Origin of the sequence: Streptomyces mexicanus, assembly GCF_902506575.1 — a bacterium.
GTDB lineage: Bacteria > Actinomycetota > Actinomycetes > Streptomycetales > Streptomycetaceae > Streptomyces > Streptomyces mexicanus.
The window spans coordinates 1,108,378-1,125,605 of record NZ_LR732544.1 but is presented as its reverse complement, the minus strand read 5'-3'; the positions used below and the strand labels follow the sequence as shown (position 1 = coordinate 1,125,605).

Genomic DNA, 17,228 nt, shown 5'->3' with positions numbered 1-17,228 from the left:
GATCGCGGCTAGGACTCGGCCCGCTGGGGGCCGGCCTGGCCGGCCGCGTCGTACGACGAGGTGCCCTCGTCCAGCAGCGGCTGCTGCTGCTTCAGGTGCGCGGGCGCGAAGGCGCGCAGCGCGTGGTAGCCGGTGATCACGACGAGGGTGCCCAGCGCGATGCCGCTGAGCGAGAAGGTGCCGGTGAACTTCAGGCTGACGTTGCCGACGCCGATGATGATGCCCGCCGCGGCCGGCACCAGGTTCAGCGGGTTGCGCAGGTCGACCTTGGCGTTGATCCAGATCTGCGCGCCGAGCAGGCCGATCATGCCGTACAGGATGACGGTGATGCCGCCGAGGACCCCGCCGGGGATCGCCGCCACGACGGCGCCGAACTTCGGGCAGACGCCGAACAGCAGCGCGAAGCAGGCGGCCGCCCAGTACGCGGCGGTGGAGTAGACCCGGGTGGCGGCCATCACGCCGATGTTCTCGGAGTACGTGGTGTTGGGCGGGCCGCCCACGGCCGTGGACAGCATGGAGGCCACGCCGTCCGCCGAGATCGCGGTGCCCAGCTTGTCGTCGAGCGGGTCGCCGGTCATCTCGCCGACCGCCTTGACGTGCCCGGCGTTCTCCGCGACCAGCGCGATCACCACGGGCAGCGCCACGAGGATCGCCGACCAGTGGAAGGAGGGCCCGTGGAAGGACGGCAGTCCGATCCAGTCGGCCTTGGAGACGCCGGACAGGTCCAGGCGCCAGTGGTCGGTGAGCTTGCCGCTGCCGTCCACCGAGTGGATCTTGCCGAAGACCCGGTCGAAGACCCAGGAGATGCCGTAGCCGAAGACCAGGCCCAGGAAGATCGCGATACGGGACCAGAAGCCGCGCAGGCAGACCACGGCCAGCCCGGTGAACAGCATCACCAGCAGGGCCGTCCACTGGTCCTGCGGCCAGTAGGTGGAGGCGGTCACCGGGGCGAGGTTGAAGCCGATCAGCATCACCACCGCGCCGGTGACGATCGGCGGCATCGCGGCGTGGATGATCCGCGCCCCGAAGCGCTGCACGGCGAGACCGACGAGGAACAGCACCACGCCGACGGCGAAGACCGCGCCGGTCACGGTGGCGCTCGTGCCGCCCTGCGCCCGGATGACCGCCGCGACCCCCACGAAGGACAGCGAGCACCCCAGGTAGCTCGGCACCCGGCCGCGGGTGGCCAGCAGGAACAGCACGGTCGCGACGCCCGACATCATGATCGCGAGGTTGGGGTCGAGACCCATGAGCACCGGGGCCACGAAGGAGGCGCCGAACATGGCCACGACGTGCTGGGCGCCGAGCCCGACCGTGCGGGGCCAGGAGAGCCGTTCGTCGGGCCGTACCACCGCACCGGGCGCGGGCGTGCGCCCGTCACCGTGCAGTTTCCAGCGCACGCCGAGGTCCATGGTGGGGTTTCGCTTTCTGTGGTTCGGAAGACTGTCCGAAAACCATTGTCGGGGGTCTTCGGCAGTGCTCCGTCCGGCCGCATGCTGAGCGGCTGCTTAGGATGGCCGCGTACCACCCTCCCACCAGCACGTCCAGGAGCCTTTGTGACCACCGAAGCACCCGTCGCCCCCGCCCTGTCGTACGGCCGGCTGATCCCCGTCACCGTCCACTTCGACGACCTGGACGCGCTCGGGCTGCTGCACAACGCGCGGTACCCGCTGCTCGTGGAGCGGGCCTGGTCCCGGCTGTGGCAGGAGCGCGGCCTGCGCTACGAGGGCGACTGGGCGGCGGCCGGGGACGCCTGCAACGCGGTCAAGGAGCTGCGGATCACCTACGAGGCGCCGGTCACCCGGCCCGGGGAGTACGCCGTCCACCTGTGGCTGGAACGGCTCGGTACCACCGGGCTGACGTACGGATTCCGCTTCTGCTCCGCCGACGGCGCGCTGACGTACGCGCACGGCACCCGCGTCCTGGTCCGGCTGGACGCCGACACCCTGCGCCCCGCGCCGTGGAGCGAGGAGTTCAGGGCCGCGGGTCGGGAACTGCTGCGGAGCGCGGACTGACCCGCGGCCGGCCCCGGTCACCGGCCCGCAGCACCCCGGCGAACGCGGCCAGACCGCACGCCAGCAGCGTCACCAGGCCGAACGACACCACCAGGCCGGCGGCCTGGGCGAGCCCGCCGATCGCGCCCGGTGCGATCAGCCCCGAGGTGTAGGTGATGGTCGCCACACCCGCGATGGCCTGGCTCGGGTTCGGGCCGCTGCGCCCGGCCGCCGCGAAGCACAGCGGGACGACGACGGCGATCCCGAGGCCCATCAGCGCGAATCCGCCCATCGCCACCGCGGGATGGCCCGCCACCACCACGAGCAGCCCGCCGAGGACGGCCAGGACACCGCTCGCCCGTACCGTGCGCACCGAGCCGAACCGGTCCACCACGCGGTCGCCCGCGATCCGGGCCACCGCCATGGTGAGCGTGAACCCCGTGGTGCAGGCCGCCGCGAGCCCGGCCGACGTCTCCAGCCGGTCGCGCAGGTACACCGCCGACCAGTCCAGGCTCGCGCCCTCCGCGAACACCGCGCAGAACCCGATCGCGCCGATCAGCAGCGCCGACTTCGGCGGCAGCGCGAACCGCGGCGGCGGCTCCTCGTCCGCGCCCGGTTGCAGATCCAGCACCCAGGTGCAGGCGAGCAGGCCCAGCACGGTCAGGACACCGGCCGCCAGGGCGTGGTGCAGACGGGCGTCCGAGCCGAGGTGTGCGGCGAGCGTGCCGGCCGCCGAGCCGACGAGGGCCCCCGCGCTCCACATGCCGTGCAGACCGGACATGATCGAGCGGCCCAGCCGGTTCTCCACCTCCACGCCCAGGGCGTTCATCGCCACGTCCGCCATGCCCGCCGAGGCGCCGTAGACGAACAGGGCCAGGCACAGGGTGAGCAGGTTGGGGCAGAGGGAGGGCAGGGCCAGGGAGAGCGTCCACAGGGCTAGCAGACCGCGCAGGGCCGTGCGGGCGCCGAAGCGGTGGCTGACGCCGCCGGCGAGCGGCATCGCCACGGACGCGCCGAGCGCGGGGAAGGCCAGCGCGAGGCCGAGCTGCCCGGCGCCGACCGAGGCGTGGTCCTGGATCCACGGCACCCGTGTGGCGAACGACCCGGTCACAGCGCCGTGCACGGCGAAGACGGCGGCCACGGCGTACCGGGCGCGCCGCACCTCGCGCTGCTGATGGACCACTGCGCTCATTCTCCGCCCCTCCCGGCTGCGTCCCGTCTGCTGCGCGGCGACGCGGCCCGTCCGGTCGAAACCGTGCGGGTGCCCACGCCGTCACCCGCCGTAAACTATCAGGAACCCTGCCTGATAGATAGGGCACCTGGTCGCCACGGCGCGGCCCCGCAGATCTGGGAGGATTCCCGGCATGCCCGCATCCCCGAGCACCGCCCGGGCCATCAACGACCGGCTCGCCCTGCGCCTGCTGCAGCAGCGAGGACCGCTCACGGCCGGGCAACTCAAACAGTTCACCGGCCTGTCCCGGCCGACGGTCGCCGACCTGGTCGAACGCCTGACGGCGGCCGGCCTGATCACCGTGGTCGGGGAGTCGGGAGAACAGCGGCGCGGCCCCAACGCGCGCCTGTACGGCATCGTCGCCGACCGCGCCCACCTCGCCGCCCTCGACGTGCGCACCGACAGCGTCTCCGTGGCCGTGGCCGACCTGCTCGGCCGGGAGCTGGCCCGGGCCTGCGCGCCGATCGGCACCGACACCGGGACCGGTCCCGCCGTCGAGCAGGCCGTCGCTCTGGTGGAGAAGGCGGTGGGGCAGGCCGGAGCCGAGCGGCTGCACACCGTCGGGGTCGGCGCGCCCGGCCTGATCGACCCGGGCAGCGGCGAGCTGCGGGACTCCACCGGGCTGCCCGCGTGGCACCGCCGGCTGGTGACCGCGCTGCAGGAACGGCTGCCCGGCGCCCGGGTGATCGTGGAGAACGAGACCAACCTCGCCGCGCTCGCCGAGCAGCGCGACGGGGCGGCGCGGGAGCACGACACCTTCGTCCTGCTGTGGCTCGGCCGGGGCACGGGTGCGGCCGTGGTCCTGGACGGCGCTCTGCGCCGGGGCGCCTCCGGCGGGGCCGGCGAGATCGGCTTCCTGCCGGTCCCGGGCACCGGGGGACTGCCGTCCGCCACGGGCTGCGACGGCGGCTTCCACCACCTGGCCGCGGCGGCCGCGGTCGTGCGCCTGGCGGCCGACCACGGGCTGGGCGAACCGGGGCCGGGCGAACGGCGACCGGGCGAGCCGTCGGCCGGCGGCGCCGCGGACGCCGCCGCCCTCGTACGCCGCGCGGTGGACCTCGCGACGGCGCGCCCGGCGGACGCTCCCGCGGCGGGCGCGGCGCGTATCCCGGGGGCGGGCGGGGCAGAGGAATCCGGGCCGCAAGCCGCGGGCCGCGGGCCGGAGTCGGCTGAGGCGACCCACGAGGCGAGGGAGCCCCTGGCGGCCGATGCGGCGAAAGAGCCCATGGCGGCCGACGCGACCGACGTGCCTGTCGTGACGTACTCGGCGGAGCAACCTGTGGCGGCGGACGCGACGGACGGCGTCGCTCGCGCGGGGCGCTTCCTGGACGCGCTCGCGGACCGGATCGCCCTCGGTGTCGCCTCCGTCGCGGCCGTCCTGGACCCCGGGTGCGTGGTCCTGGGCGGGGAGATCGGGCAGGCGGGCGGGGACGTGCTCGCGGCCCGGGTGGAACAGCGGGTGGCGCGGCTGTCCCCGCTGCGCACCGAGGTGCGGGCGGGCGCCCTCGGCGGCGCCGCCGTGCTGCGCGGCGCGCTGCTCACGGCCCGCGACAGCGCCCAGGAGGACTTGTTCACGCCGCCCGGCGCGATGCGCGACTCTCCGCGGGCCCGCACCTGTTGACCAGTTGGTCTAGTCCTCTTAGGGTCTGACTCCCGGCGCAGACCGGCCCGGCGGCGGTGACGACGGCCCTTGCCCGCCGCCGGGCCTTCACCCGCAGCGCGGGCACGGCCCGGGCTGTGGCAGCCGCACACGCACCGGAAGGCGCGCGCTGCGCTCTGTGAGCGAGCCCACATCGATCACCCGTCTGGACGCCGTGCAGGCGTGGCACACTGGCCGTGTACCTAAAGCAGCGCACTCCGGGGTCGGTGAAAGTCCGAACCGGCGGTTAAAGTCCGCGACCCGGCCGCTTCCAGCGGCCGGTTGACCAGGTGGAATTCCTGGACCGACGGTTAAAGTCCGGATGGGAGGCAGTGCGCGGCGAGCGGGCACGCACGCGTGCGCACGCCGCCGTATCCGGGTTCGCCCTCGCGGGCGGATCCGTCGACGGCGCCGTCGCCCCGAGTGTCCTCGCTCGTGTTCTCTGTCGTCATCGACAGCCCCGGAGTCCGTGCCCGAAGAGGCAGGAGGACCCGGGAAGTGTTCACCGGAATCGTCGAAGAGCTGGGCGAGGTCACCGCCGTCGAGGACCTCGGCGACGCCGCCCGCTTCCGGCTCCGCGGCCCCGTCGTGACCCAGGGCGCCCGGCACGGCGACTCCATCGCCGTCAACGGGGTCTGTCTCACCGTCGTGGAGCACGAGGGCGAGGAGTTCCCCGCCGACGTCATGGCGGAGACCCTCAAGCGCTCCAGCCTCGGCGTCCTCGCCGTCGGCTCCCGCGTCAACCTCGAACGCCCCACCGCCGTCGGCGCCCGCCTGGGCGGCCACATCGTGCAGGGACATGTCGACGGCACCGGCACGATCCTCGAACGCACCCCCTCCGAGCACTGGGAGATCGTGAAGATCTCGCTGCCCGCCGACCTCGCGCGCTACGTCGTCGAGAAGGGGTCCATCACCGTCGACGGCATCAGCCTCACCGTCGTCGAGGCCGGCGAGGACTTCTTCACCGTCAGCCTCATCCCCACCACCCTCGCCCTGACCACCCTCGGTCTGAAGCAGCCCGGCGACCCCGTCAACCTCGAGGTGGACGTCGTCGCCAAGTACGTCGAGCGGCTGCTCGGCGACCGCGCCGGCGCCCGGGAGGCCGCCCAGTGAACTGGCTCAACTCGGAGGCCTTCACCCTCCTCGGCCAGCACATCAAATGGTCGGACATGATCGGCAACGTCATCGGCCTGCTCGGCCTGGCGTTCGGCTGGCGCCGGTCCCTGTGGAGCTGGCCCACCCAGTTCCTCTCCGGCCTGATCCTCTTCGCCGCCTTCGCCACCGCCCACCTGTCCGGCAGCGCCGGCAAGCAGATCGTCGTCATGGTCGTCGCCGTCTACGGCTGGTGGCAGTGGAACCGGGGCAAGGGCCAGGGCGGGGACGGCCACATCGCCGTACGGTTCGCCACCTGGCGGGAGCGGGCGGTGCTGCTGGTGGCCGCCGCCCTCGGCACCGTCGCCGTCGCCGCCCTGTTCCACGCCTACCCGTCCCTGTCCTGGGACCCCTGGCCCGACGCCTACATCTTCGTCGGCACCATCGTCGCGATGTACGCCCAGGCGCGCGGCATGGTCGAGTTCTGGTTCGCCTGGCTGCTCGTCGACGCCGTCGGCGTCCCGCTCAACTTCGCCAACGGCTTCGCCTTCTCCGGCTTCGTCTACGTCGTCTACGGCGCGCTCGTCCTGTGGGGCATGCGCGACTGGTGGCTGCGCTCGCGCCGGAGCGCCGAGCCCGTCCCGGAAGGAGCGCCCGCATGACTGCCCGCCCGTCTCCCACCACCACCCCGACTCCCCCAGGGCAGCAGGCCTGGGGGGACCCCCATCGCGCCGCCCCTTCGATGCCACCCGTCCTGTACAGCAGCGACGACCTGGAGGACTTCACCCTCGACCCGGTCGAACAGGCCGTCGCGGACATCGCCGCCGGCCGCCCGGTCGTGGTCGTCGACGACGAGAACCGCGAGAACGAGGGCGACCTCGTCGTCGCCGCCGAGAAGGCCACCCCCGAGATCGTCGCGTTCATGATGAGCGAGTGCCGCGGCCTGATCTGCGCCCCCATGGAGGGCGACGAACTCGACCGGCTGAAGCTCCCTCAGATGGTGGAGGACAACACCGAGTCGATGAAGACCGCGTTCACGGTCTCCGTCGACGCCACCGCCGAGCACGGCGTCACCACCGGCATCTCCGCCGCCGACCGCGCCACCACCCTCCAGCTGCTGGCGAACGGCACCGCGCAGCCCCCCGACTTCGTGCGCCCCGGGCCCGTCTTCCCGCTGCGTGCCCGGCCCGGCGGGGTGCTGGTGCGCAACGGCCACACCGAGGCCGCCGTCGACCTCGCCCGGCTCGCCGGGCTGCGCCCGGCCGGCGCGATCGTGGAGATCGCCGGCGAGGACGGCCGCATGCTGCGCCTGCCCGAGCTGATCGTCTTCGCCCGCAAGCACGGCCTGACGATCATCTCCATCGAGGACCTGATCGCCTACCGCCGCAGCTCCGAGCCCACCGTCCGCCGCGAGGCCGAGGTCCTCCTGCCCACCCGGCACGGCACCTTCACCGCGTACGGCTACCGCTCCACCGTCGACGGCGTCGAGCACGTCGCCCTCGTCCACGGCGAGATCGGCGACGGCGAGGACGTCCTGGTCCGCGTGCACTCCGAGTGCCTGACCGGCGACGTGTTCGGCTCGCTGCGCTGCGACTGCGGCCCCCAGCTCGACGCCTCCCTGGAACGCATCCAGCAGGAGGGCAGGGGAGTGGTGGTCTACCTGCGCGGCCACGAGGGCCGCGGCATCGGCCTGATGTCCAAGCTGCGCGCCTACGAGCTGCAGGAACGCGGTCGCGACACCCTGGACGCCAACCTCGAACTCGGCCTGCCCGCCGACGCCCGCGACTACGGCGCCGGCGCCCAGATCCTCAAGGACCTCGGGGTCGCCGGCGTGCGCCTGATGACGAACAACCCCGACAAGACCGAGGCGCTGCTGCGCCACGGCATCAAGGTCACCGGACGGGAACCGATGCCCGTCCAGGCCGGCGAGCACAACGTCCGCTACCTGCGCACCAAGCGGGACCGGATGGGCCACGACCTGCCCTGGCTGGACGCGGGCCCCGCGTCGACCTGCGGCAACCAGTAACGACACAGCACTGAGGAGACACGTGAGCGGCAAGGGTGCACCGGAGCTGTCCGTGCGGAACGTCGGGGACCTGAGGGTCGCCGTCATCGCGGCGCAGTGGCACGAGAAGGTGATGGACGGCCTGGTGGACGGCGCCCTGCGCGCCCTGCACGAGCTGGGCATCGACGAACCGACCCTGCTCAGGGTCCCGGGCAGCTTCGAGCTGCCGGTGGTCGCCAAGGTGCTGGCCGGCCGCGGCTACGACGCGATCGTCGCCCTCGGGGTCGTCATCCGCGGCGGCACGCCGCACTTCGACTACGTCTGCCAGGGCGTCACCCAGGGCCTCACCCAGGTGGCCGTCGACACCGGTGTCCCCGTCGGCTTCGGCGTGCTCACCTGCGACACCGAGGAGCAGGCCCTGGACCGGGCGGGTCTGGAGGGATCCAGTGAGGACAAGGGCCACGAGGCGGTCACCGCGGCGGTGGCGACGGCCGCCACGCTGCGTTCGGTCTCCGAGCCCTGGCGGTGACCAGTGGCCCGGACCGCGTAGGGTTAGCACCACCATGTCCAAGAAGACGTTCGAGGAGCTGTTCACCGAGCTCCAGCACAAGGCCGCGCACGGCGACCCCGCCAGCTCCCGCACCGCCGAACTGGTCGGCAAGGGAGTCCATGCCATCGGCAAGAAGGTCGTCGAGGAGGCCGCCGAGGTCTGGATGGCCGCCGAGTACGAGGGCAAGGAGGCGGCCGCCGAGGAGATCTCCCAGCTGCTGTACCACGTCCAGGTGATGATGGTCGCCCGCGGCATCTCCCTCGACGACGTCTACGCCCATCTGTAAGCCGCCTGCTGTACAAAGCCATAGAAACCCCCTTCACGCAAAGGAAGCCGACCTCATGCTGCGCATCGCCGTCCCCAACAAGGGTTCACTCTCCGGCCCTGCGGCGGACATGCTGCATGAGGCCGGCTACCAGCAGCGACGCGAGTCCAAGGAACTGCGGATCGTCGATCCGGTGAACGAGGTCGAGTTCTTCTACCTCCGCCCCCGCGACATCGCCATCTACGTCGCCTCCGGCCGCCTCGACCTGGGCATCACCGGCCGCGACCTGCTGATCGACTCCGGCGCCGACGCCGAGGAGATCCTGCCGCTCGGCTTCGCTCGTTCCACCTTCCGCTTCGCCGCCAAGCCGGGCACCGCGAACGGCGTCGAGGACCTCAAGGGCAAGACGGTCGCCACCTCCTACGAGGGCATCGTCGCGGGTCACCTGGAGGACAAGGGCGTCGACGCCTCCGTCGTCCACCTGGACGGCGCCGTGGAGACCGCGATCGAGCTCGGCGTCGCCGAGGTCATCGCCGACGTCGTCGAGACCGGCACCAGCCTGCGCAACGCCGGCCTGGAGGTCTTCGGCGAGCCGATCATGAAGTCCGAGGCGATCGTCATCCGCCGCACCGGCGCGGACGCCGAGGAACCCAAGGTGCAGCAGTTCCTGCGCCGCCTGCAGGGCGTCCTGGTGGCCCGGACGTACGTGATGATGGACTACGACTGCCGGGTCGAGCAGCTGGAGAAGGCCGTCGCGCTCACCCCGGGCCTGGAGTCCCCGACCGTCTCCCCGCTGCACAACGAGGGCTGGGTCGCCGTGCGCGCCATGGTCCCGGCCAAGGACGCCCAGCGGATCATGGACGACCTGTACGCCATCGGCGCCCGCGCCATCCTGACCACGGCCATCCACGCCTGCCGCCTGTAGAGGACGAGCGATGTCCGACCTGCCCGCCCTGCCCGTCACGTTCCGGCCGGGACACGTCCGCGCGGTGCTGCTGACGGCCTCGGTCGCGCTCTTCGCCGTGATCACGGCCGTCGCCGTGCTGCTGGAGCCGCTCACGCCCGGCGAGCGGATCAGCTTCGTCTTCACCGGCGCGCTGATCTCCGGCGTGCTGGTGCTGCTGGCCCGGCCCAAGGTGGTCGCCGACGACTCCGGCGTCACCGTCGTCAACATCGCCAGCCGCCGCCGGCTGGCGTGGCCGGAGATCCTCCAGGTGAACCTCCGCACGGGTGACCCGTGGGTGTTCCTCGACCTCAGCGACGGCACCACCCTGCCCGCGCTGGGCATCCAGCCCGGCATCGCCCGCAAGCGCGCCCTCGCCGACGCCCGCGCCCTGCGCGCGCTCGTCGAGGCCCGCTCCCTGCACGACCCCGAGCTGTCCCGGGGAGAGCCTCAGGGCTGAGTCGGGCTGTCCCGGGGAGCGCCTCGGGGTCGAGTCGGGGCCGGCCTCAGGGCGGACTCCGGGACGTCCACCCTGACGCATCCGCCCCGGTCTTGATTAATCTGGAGGCGAGGGCGCGTCCACCGCGCCCCGCCCCTGAGCCCCGCCCGGTGCCAGGGGCTCCTGCTACCCGAGGAGTGACTCCCTCCGGCGATGGACGGATCGTCCTGTAGTACCTGCGCCGCCCCCAGCCGACATAGCGCGGACCCCATCGCGGTCCGCGCCCGCGCCCGGGCGGCGACATCATGACCATCCCCCTGCTGCTCCTGGGAGCGGCCTTCCTGCTGATCCTCGCCAACGGCTTCTTCGTCGCCGCCGAGTTCGGCCTGGTCACGGTCGAGCGGCCGGACGCCGAGCAGGCCGCCGCCGACGGCGACCGGCGCGCCCGCCGGGTCGGCGAGCCGCCCGGCGAGCTGTCCTTCCAGCTGTCCGGCACCCAGCTCGGCATCCCCATCACCTCCCTGGTGGTCGGCATGCTGGCCGAGCCGGCGCTGGCCGACCTGCTGCGCGGGCCCTTCTCGGCCGTCGGCGTCCCCGACGGCGCGGTCTCCGGGGCCGCCGTCGTCGTGGGCATGCTGCTGGCCTCCGCGCTGCAGATGGTGATCGGCGAGCTGGTGCCCAAGAACTGGGCGGTGTCCCGGCCCCTGCAGGTCGCGCGGTTCGTCGCCGGCCCGCAGCACGTCTTCGCGCGCCTGTTCCGCCCGGTGATCTCCGCGCTGAACACGGTGGCCAACCGGCTGGTCCGCGCGCTCGGCGTCGAACCCGCCGACGAGCTGGCCTCCGCCCGCACCCCCGGCGAGCTGGTCTCCCTGGCCCGCCACTCGGCGCAGGCCGGCGCCCTGGAGCAGGACACCGCCGACCTGTTCGTGCGCACCCTGTCCCTGGGCGAGCTGACCGCACAGCACGTCATGACGCCGCGCGTGAAGGTCAGCGCCCTGCAGTCCTCGGCGACCGCCGAGGACGTGGTGAACCTCACCCGCGCCACCGGCCTGTCCCGCTTCCCCGTCTACCACGAGCGGATCGACGAGGTCGTCGGCATGGTCCACCTCAAGGACGCCCTCGCGGTCCCCTCCCACGAGCGGCTGCGCACCCCGGTGGGCCGGATCGCCCGACCCGCGCTGCTGGTGCCCGAGACGCTGCCCGTGCAGCCGCTGCTCGCCCAGCTGCGCAACGAGCAGCCCATCGCGGTCGTCGTCGACGAGTACGGCGGCACGGCGGGCGCGGTCACCCCGGAGGACATCGGCGAGGAACTGGGCGGCGAGGTCCGCGACGAGCACGACGCCAAGGACGTGCCGGAGCTGGCCCCCGCCCCGCCCGAGGACGGCCGGCCCGCCTGGGACGTCGACGGCGGCCGCCGCGTCGACCTGCCCAAGCGCATCGGCCCGGACGCCCCCGAGGGCCCGTACGAGACCGTGGCCGGCCTGGGGGCCGACCTGCTCGGCCGTATCCCGGCCCCCGGCGACAAGGCGGAGCTGCCCGGCTGGCGGCTGTCCGTGCGCCAGGTCGGCCACTACCGCGCCGAGCGGGTCCGCCTGGTGCGCACGGCCCCTGTGGCCGAGACCGCCGCCTCCCTGGCGGAGGCCGCCCGATGAGCGTGCTCCAACTGGTCTTCGCCGCGCTGCTCGTGCTCGTCAACGGCTTCTTCGTGGGCGCCGAGTTCGCGCTGGTCTCCGTCCGCCGCAGCCAGATCGAACCGCTCGGCACCGCCCGCGCCCGCCAGGTGCTGTACGGCCTGGAGAGGCTGCCGCAGATGATGGCCGCCGCCCAGTTCGGCATCACCGTCTGCTCGCTGACGCTCGGCGCCGTCGCCGAACCCACGGTGGCGCACCTGCTGGAGCCGGTGTTCACCTGGCTGCACCTGCCCGACGGCATGGTCCACCCGCTGGGCTACGTCATCGCGCTCGCCGCCGTGGTCTTCTGCCACCTGGTGGTCGGCGAAATGGTGCCGAAGAACCTCGCGATGGCCGCCCCGGAGAAGGCCGCGCTGTGGCTCAGCCCCGGCCTGGTCGCCTTCGCTCGCCTGTGCAAGCCGGTCACCGTGGCGCTCGGCGCGTGCGCCCAGGGCATCCTGCGGCTCTTCCGCGTCGAGCCGAAGGACGAGGTCGAGGCGGTCTTCACCAGCGAACAGCTCAACCGCCTGGTGGAGGACTCCGGCCAGGCCGGCCTGCTGGACCCCGAGGAGCAGGAGCGCCTGGAGGACGCGCTGGAGCTGGGCTCGCGCCCGGTCCTCGACGTGCTGCTGGGCCGCGAGGCACTGGTGACGGTCAGCCCCTCGGTCACCCCCGGCGAGATCGTCGAGCTGACCGCCCGCACCGGGTACTCCCGCTTCCCCGTCTGCGCCGGCAACGGCGCCTTCATGGGCTACCTGCACGTCAAGGACGTCCTCGACCTGGAGGACTCCGATCGGGCCGTCCCGCAGCGGATATGGCGCCCGATGACGACGCTGAGGTCCGAGCTGCCGCTGGACGACGCCCTGACGGTGATGCGCCGCGCGGCCACCCACCTGGCGCAGGTGGCGGACGCCTCCGGGCGGGTGCTGGGCGTGGTGGCCCTGGAGGACGTACTGGAGCTGCTGGTCGGCGAGGTACGGGACCCGGCGCACCGCCTGGAGCCGGAGATCCGCCTGACCGGACCCCGCGAGACCGGAGAGCCGGAGCAGGTGCTGGCGACGTAGCCCGCGCCCCGCGGCGGCGGTCGGCGCGCCCCTCGGTCCGCCGCCCGCCGTTTGCCACCTGCCGTCCGCCGCCCGTGGCCGGCGGCGGCTCGGCGATCGGGAGGTCCGCTGCCCGGCACAGTGAGCGGGCGGTCTGCGCTCGGGCCCACGGGCGCCCGGCGGTCCGGCCGCCCGGCTCACAGGCCGGGCGGGTCCTGCGGCCCCCGGCCCGAGAGCACCTCCCCGTAGGCCTGCATCAGGTCCGGCAGGCGCAGTGTGGCCAGGTCGTCGCGGGACAGCGGTCCCGGATAGGCGGACAGCCGCAGATCCCGGTAGGCGCAGCTCTTCTCGTACAGCGTGCGCAGGAACCGGCCGTTGCCCAGTTCGTCGATCCACCCCTGGTCGACCACGTGCGCGGCGATCGAGGACAGTTCGTCCAGCGCCTCCTCGTCCCACAGGTCGCCGTTCTCGGCGGCGAGCACCTTGCCGATCTCGGTCAGTTCGTGCGGGCGGTACGACGGGAAGTCCACCCGGGTGGTGAACCGGGACGACAGCCCCGGGTTGGCGGCCAGCAGCCGGTCCATGCCCTCCGGGTAGCCGGCCAGGATCACCACCAGGTGGTCGCGGTTGTCCTCGGCGCGCTTGAGCAGCACCTGCAGTGCCTCGTCGCCGTACGCGTCGCCCTTGCCGTACCCGGTGTTCGACAGGGAGTACGCCTCGTCCACGAAGAGGACGCCGCCGATCGCTGAGTCGATCAGCTCGTTGGCCTTGACGGCGGTCTGCCCCAGGTACTCGCCGACCAGATCGGCCCGCTGCGCCTCCACCAGATGGTCCCCGCCGAGCAGTCCGAGGGCGTAGAAGACGCGGCCGAGGATGCGGGCGACCGTGGTCTTGCCGGTGCCGGAGGGGCCGGAGAAGACGAAGTGCCGCTTCGGCGGCTGCACCGGCAGCCCCTGCCCGGCCCGCAGCCGCGCCATGTTCAACTGCGCGGACAACGCCTTGACCTGCCGTTTGACCGGTTCCAGGCCCACCATGCGCTCCAGCTCGGCGAGTGCCTGGTCGAGTAAGGCCGGATCGGTCGGGCCGCTGGGCAGGGGTCCGGCGGGAGCCGCGGTGCGTGCGCGCACGGCCCGGTCGGCCACCGGGGGCAGCACCGCGGAGGCCGCGAAGTCGCCGTCGCCGAGTTTCAGTTCGCGGCCCTCGGTGCCGAACAGCGGATCGAGGACGTCCGGGCCGTCCACGGTGTCCTGGCCGGCACCGGCCAGGGTGACCGCCGCGAGGTCGCCCCCGTCGTCGTACCCGTCGGCCTCGGTGATCGCCGCCAGTCGCGCGGAGGTGTCCATGAACGCCGGGTCCACCCGGTGCACCGCCCGGTACAGGGGGAGCGCGGCGGCGCTGCGGCCGGTGCCCTCGTGCGCCCGGGCCAGCCAGTACCGCAGTTCCTTGCGCGGCGGCTGCTCGCTGCGGCACCGCATCAGTGCCGCCGACAGCAGCGGCTCGGCCTGCCCGTACATCTCCAGCCGGACCCGGGCCATGCCGCCGAACAGGCCCGCCTCGATGCCCAGCACCGGATCGTCGACCAGCGGGTCGGTGTGCCGGACGAGCTGCTCCCAGTCCTTGACGAGATAGGCGCGGCAGGCGTGCAGGAACCGCACCTGGGGATCGGTGTCCACGGGCGGCAGCCCGGCCAGCGCCCGGTCCAGCTCGGGCACGTGGCGCCCGTCCAGCCAGTGGGAGGCGTGCGCCAGCAGCAAATCGCGGGGGCTCTCCAGGACGGGCTGCACCCACCAGCCCAGCCAGTACCAGGAGTTGAGGGTGCGGCGGTGCCGGGCGCGCTGTTCGCCGAAGCGCTCCCGGTGCCGGTACATCTTCAGCAGCGCGGTCGTCGTGTCGACGCGCAGCGCGTGCAGCCCGAGCCAGGCGTCGGCCATCCCGGGGTCCATCCGCACCGCGGCCCGGAACTCCTCCTCCGCCTGCGGATAGGCGCCCATGGTGTAGGCGTCCACGCCGCGCAGCCAGGCGAGGTCGGCCGGGGCCTTGGGGCCCTGCGTGCCGAAGTCCATCACGTCCCCCACAAACCGTGCCCCCGTTGGTCCGCCACCGGGCGGTCGCCCGGTGGCTGCCGTCGGCCGAACCGCTGTGCCGCGGACCGGAGTTGCAGGTGCGCGAAGCAGCCGTTCGAAGGTCGCACCGAGGGCATCGTACCCGTGGGGTGCCCGCCCGCCGAAGGGTGCGGCACGGGGCGTTCGGGGAGGTGGGAGCAGACATGAGCGCCCCGCGCTCGGTGACCGTGGGTGATCGGACGGCGCCGTGCGGCGCCCGGAAAACGGCGCCTGGGCAGAACGAAGCCCCCGATCACGGGGGAACAACCGGGGGCTTCGTGTCTGCGGGGCGGTCCGCGATGACCGCACATTGAGAACGTAAGACCTGTACGGCCCCCCGGTCAAGCGAAGTTGAGGTACTTGGCCAAGTTCCCCCGCAAGGGCCTTCACACGTTCAGCACATTGCCGACGGCCCCTCACGGTGGGTGACGAACCGGTCCGGTCCAAGCCGTCCCGACGGTCCCGCCAGCACCTCATAACCCTGCTTCAACTGCCGCACCAGAAGATCGGCGAACGGCCGGGAGGGATCGCCCGCGAAGTGCCGCCGCTCCGCCTCGACCCAGCCGGCCCAGAACGCGCGCTGTGCCTCGCCGTCCCGGGCCCGCCCGCGCGCCCAGGCCTCCTCGCGCGGCAGGTCCATCCACAGCAACGCGGCAAGATGCGGCCGCAGGGCCCGGCGCCCGGCCCCCACGCCTTCGACGAGGACGACCGGCGCCGGCGGCAGCGCCCGGGCGTGCCCGAAGCGCCGGGCGACCCAGTCGTAGGGGCGGTAGTGCGCCGTCGTGCCCCGGGCCAGCGGCGCGATCACCTCGGTGAGCAGCCGCCCGTCCCACCCGAACAGCTCCTCGTGGCAGGCGATGTCGTCCAGGTGCAGCACGGGGGCGTCGTCCAGGGCGGCCGCCAGCAGCCCGGCGAAGGTCGACTTCCCCGAGCCCGCGTGGCCGTCGACGCCGACGAGCCGCACGGGACCGCAGGACGGCGCGAGACGGCGCAGGCGGCGGACGAGGGCGTGAATGGCGGTTCCCGGAGGGATGGAGGCCCGGTGGGGCGGACGGCACGGATCCGGGAGACATTCTAGGGGCCGGGCGCACCGGACGATCGGCGCCCTAAACGGTCCCGGATTGAACCATCGAGTGAGCGTCCGTCAATCTCTCCCGATTGTTCGGCCCTGCCGGGCGGAAACATGTCGAAAACAGCGTTCCGGTTGTCCCCGGGGGTGAGTAAAGTGCCCCGAGCGCAGACGTGAGGCGTCATACGGGGACGGGAAGATGGCCGCTGGATTATTCGAAGGGCAGTACGTCTGGCATCCGGCGGCGGACGACCGCGTGCTCGCGAGCGTGTGCGTGGACGTCAGGGCCGGCCGCTGGGCCACTGCCCGGGCCGCGCTCGCCGAGACCCGCGGCGACTTCGCCCTGCGGGCCCACCGCTCCCTCGTCCTGGCCTCCGAGGCGGCCGACTCCGACCTCGCCGAACGCTGGCTGGCCGAGGAACCCTCACCCGAGGCCGCGCTGCTGTGGGCGCGGGTGGCGGTGCTCCGGGCGCTGCGCGCCGCCGACGCCGGCGACGAGCGGGCCGAACCGCTGGAGCGGATAGCGCTGTCGGCCTGTGCCCGGGCCGCCGCCCTGGACCCCGCCGACCCCACCCCCGAGGTCGCCAAGCTGGCCATGGCCCGGCTGCACCGGCTCGGCGACCCGGCACCGCGCGGACTGCTCACCGCGCCGCCGGGCCCCTGGCGGCTGTTCGCGCACGTGCTCTCCCTCGATCCCTGGCACCGCGAGGCCCACCACCGCTTCCTCGCCTGCTTCTTCACCCGGCACGGCGGCTCGGTCAACGCCGCCTGGGACGTCGCCGCCTTCCTCAGCCAGCGTTCACCCGCCGACTCGCCCCTGCGCCTGCTGCCGCTGGTCGCCCTGGTGGAGAGCTACGACCCGACCCGGCTGCTCGCCGACCGGGTCTGGGAGCAGCCCCAGTGGCGCTCCACCGCGCTGGCGATCTACCACAACTGGCTGCCCACGGTGGCCGGTTACCGCTTCACTCCGGTCCTCGACCTGGCCTACCTCGCCCACGCGCTGGTCCAGGCCGGCTGCGAGTTCGAGGGCCGCGCGGTGCTCACCGCCATGGGCCCCTACGCCTCGCGGATGCCGTGGTGCGTCTTCGGGGACCCCGTCGAACAGCTCTCCCGGGCCCGGCGCGCCTGCGGCCTGCCCGTCCCCCCGTCCTGCTGACCCCTACCCGATTCCCCTGTCCCGCTGACC

The 17,228-nt window shown here is 73.3% G+C and carries 16 protein-coding genes and 1 riboswitch; of the genes, 12 read left to right on the top strand and 4 right to left on the bottom strand.

Going from position 1 to position 17,228, the window contains the following annotated elements; all coding sequences use genetic code 11:
- Positions 1-8: 8 nt before the first annotated feature.
- Positions 9-1,412 carry a uracil-xanthine permease family protein gene (locus tag GV126_RS05120; protein WP_159663086.1) on the bottom strand — a complete coding sequence of 468 codons (1,404 nt, stop codon included), beginning with the start codon at positions 1,410-1,412 and terminating at the stop codon, positions 9-11.
- 144 nt (positions 1,413-1,556) lie between these two features.
- Here GV126_RS05120 and GV126_RS05115 point away from each other — a divergent pair, with 144 nt between their 5' ends.
- Entirely contained in the window at positions 1,557-2,015 is a 459-nt protein-coding gene (locus GV126_RS05115; RefSeq protein ID WP_159663084.1) for an acyl-CoA thioesterase, read from the top strand.
- Here GV126_RS05115 and GV126_RS05110 read toward each other — a convergent pair.
- On the bottom strand, positions 1,975-3,186 hold the full coding sequence (locus GV126_RS05110; RefSeq protein ID WP_159663082.1) for an MFS transporter: 1,212 nt from the start codon (positions 3,184-3,186) through the stop codon (positions 1,975-1,977). The genes GV126_RS05115 and GV126_RS05110 overlap by 41 nt on opposite strands.
- A gap of 172 nt (positions 3,187-3,358) precedes the next feature.
- On the opposite strand from GV126_RS05110, the gene GV126_RS05105 reads away from it, so the two are divergent.
- The 10 genes from GV126_RS05105 (at position 3,359) to GV126_RS05060 (ending at position 12,892) form a co-directional block, all read left to right on the top strand.
- Positions 3,359-4,846: an ROK family transcriptional regulator gene (locus GV126_RS05105; RefSeq protein WP_159663080.1), complete on the top strand. Its 1,488-nt coding sequence runs from the start codon at positions 3,359-3,361 to the stop codon at positions 4,844-4,846.
- Between the two features lie 227 nt (positions 4,847-5,073).
- Positions 5,074-5,204: riboswitch (FMN riboswitch) on the top strand.
- A 158-nt stretch (positions 5,205-5,362) separates the two neighbouring features.
- A complete protein-coding gene (locus GV126_RS05100; protein ID WP_159663078.1) occupies positions 5,363-5,977 on the top strand; it encodes a riboflavin synthase in 615 nt (204 codons plus the stop codon).
- Entirely contained in the window at positions 5,974-6,618 is a 645-nt protein-coding gene (locus GV126_RS05095) for a nicotinamide mononucleotide transporter family protein (protein WP_159663077.1), read from the top strand. The genes GV126_RS05100 and GV126_RS05095 overlap by 4 nt, the downstream gene beginning before the upstream one ends.
- A gap of 80 nt (positions 6,619-6,698) precedes the next feature.
- Complete coding sequence (locus GV126_RS05090; RefSeq protein ID WP_159673334.1) at positions 6,699-7,982, top strand: bifunctional 3,4-dihydroxy-2-butanone-4-phosphate synthase/GTP cyclohydrolase II; 1,284 nt, start codon at positions 6,699-6,701, stop codon at positions 7,980-7,982.
- Between the two features lie 22 nt (positions 7,983-8,004).
- Positions 8,005-8,490: a 6,7-dimethyl-8-ribityllumazine synthase gene (ribH, locus tag GV126_RS05085; RefSeq protein ID WP_159663075.1), complete on the top strand. Its 486-nt coding sequence runs from the start codon at positions 8,005-8,007 to the stop codon at positions 8,488-8,490.
- Between the two features lie 34 nt (positions 8,491-8,524).
- A complete protein-coding gene (locus GV126_RS05080; RefSeq protein ID WP_028423093.1) occupies positions 8,525-8,797 on the top strand; it encodes a phosphoribosyl-ATP diphosphatase in 273 nt (90 codons plus the stop codon).
- Between the two features lie 55 nt (positions 8,798-8,852).
- A complete protein-coding gene (gene hisG, locus GV126_RS05075) occupies positions 8,853-9,701 on the top strand; it encodes an ATP phosphoribosyltransferase (RefSeq protein WP_159663073.1) in 849 nt (282 codons plus the stop codon).
- A 10-nt stretch (positions 9,702-9,711) separates the two neighbouring features.
- Positions 9,712-10,179, top strand: coding sequence for a PH domain-containing protein (locus GV126_RS05070; RefSeq protein WP_159663071.1), 468 nt, complete (start codon positions 9,712-9,714; stop codon positions 10,177-10,179).
- A gap of 284 nt (positions 10,180-10,463) precedes the next feature.
- Entirely contained in the window at positions 10,464-11,810 is a 1,347-nt protein-coding gene (locus GV126_RS05065; protein WP_159663069.1) for a hemolysin family protein, read from the top strand.
- Positions 11,807-12,892, top strand: a complete 1,086-nt coding sequence (locus GV126_RS05060; protein ID WP_159663067.1) for a hemolysin family protein — start codon at positions 11,807-11,809, stop codon at positions 12,890-12,892. Before GV126_RS05065 ends, GV126_RS05060 begins: the two co-directional genes overlap by 4 nt.
- A 176-nt stretch (positions 12,893-13,068) precedes the next feature.
- Here the strand turns inward: GV126_RS05060 and GV126_RS05055 are convergent, their stop codons facing one another.
- Together GV126_RS05055 and GV126_RS05050 are read right to left on the bottom strand one after the other, a co-directional pair.
- Complete coding sequence (locus GV126_RS05055) at positions 13,069-14,934, bottom strand: AAA family ATPase (RefSeq protein ID WP_159663065.1); 1,866 nt, start codon at positions 14,932-14,934, stop codon at positions 13,069-13,071.
- Between the two features lie 433 nt (positions 14,935-15,367).
- Positions 15,368-15,988 carry a uridine kinase family protein gene (locus tag GV126_RS05050; RefSeq protein WP_159673332.1) on the bottom strand — a complete coding sequence of 207 codons (621 nt, stop codon included), beginning with the start codon at positions 15,986-15,988 and terminating at the stop codon, positions 15,368-15,370.
- Between the two features lie 253 nt (positions 15,989-16,241).
- On the opposite strand from GV126_RS05050, the gene GV126_RS05045 reads away from it, so the two are divergent.
- Positions 16,242-17,198: a hypothetical protein gene (locus GV126_RS05045; protein WP_159663063.1), complete on the top strand. Its 957-nt coding sequence runs from the start codon at positions 16,242-16,244 to the stop codon at positions 17,196-17,198.
- Positions 17,199-17,228 lie beyond the last annotated feature (30 nt).

Bases quoted from the DNA above. Each gene is read 5' to 3' on its own strand.
- GV126_RS05120 (WP_159663086.1), bottom strand. From the start codon at position 1,412: ATGGACCTCGGCGTGCGCTGGAAACTGCACGGTGACGGGCGCACGCCC.
- GV126_RS05110 (WP_159663082.1), bottom strand. From the start codon at position 3,186: ATGAGCGCAGTGGTCCATCAGCAGCGCGAGGTGCGGCGCGCCCGGTAC.
- GV126_RS05105 (WP_159663080.1), top strand. From the start codon at position 3,359: ATGCCCGCATCCCCGAGCACCGCCCGGGCCATCAACGACCGGCTCGCC.
- GV126_RS05090 (WP_159673334.1), top strand. From the start codon at position 6,699: ATGCCACCCGTCCTGTACAGCAGCGACGACCTGGAGGACTTCACCCTC.
- GV126_RS05080 (WP_028423093.1), top strand. From the start codon at position 8,525: ATGTCCAAGAAGACGTTCGAGGAGCTGTTCACCGAGCTCCAGCACAAG.
- hisG (WP_159663073.1), top strand. From the start codon at position 8,853: ATGCTGCGCATCGCCGTCCCCAACAAGGGTTCACTCTCCGGCCCTGCG.
- GV126_RS05070 (WP_159663071.1), top strand. From the start codon at position 9,712: ATGTCCGACCTGCCCGCCCTGCCCGTCACGTTCCGGCCGGGACACGTC.
- GV126_RS05065 (WP_159663069.1), top strand. From the start codon at position 10,464: ATGACCATCCCCCTGCTGCTCCTGGGAGCGGCCTTCCTGCTGATCCTC.
- GV126_RS05060 (WP_159663067.1), top strand. From the start codon at position 11,807: ATGAGCGTGCTCCAACTGGTCTTCGCCGCGCTGCTCGTGCTCGTCAAC.
- GV126_RS05055 (WP_159663065.1), bottom strand. From the start codon at position 14,934: ATGGACTTCGGCACGCAGGGCCCCAAGGCCCCGGCCGACCTCGCCTGG.
- GV126_RS05045 (WP_159663063.1), top strand. From the start codon at position 16,242: ATGGCCGCTGGATTATTCGAAGGGCAGTACGTCTGGCATCCGGCGGCG.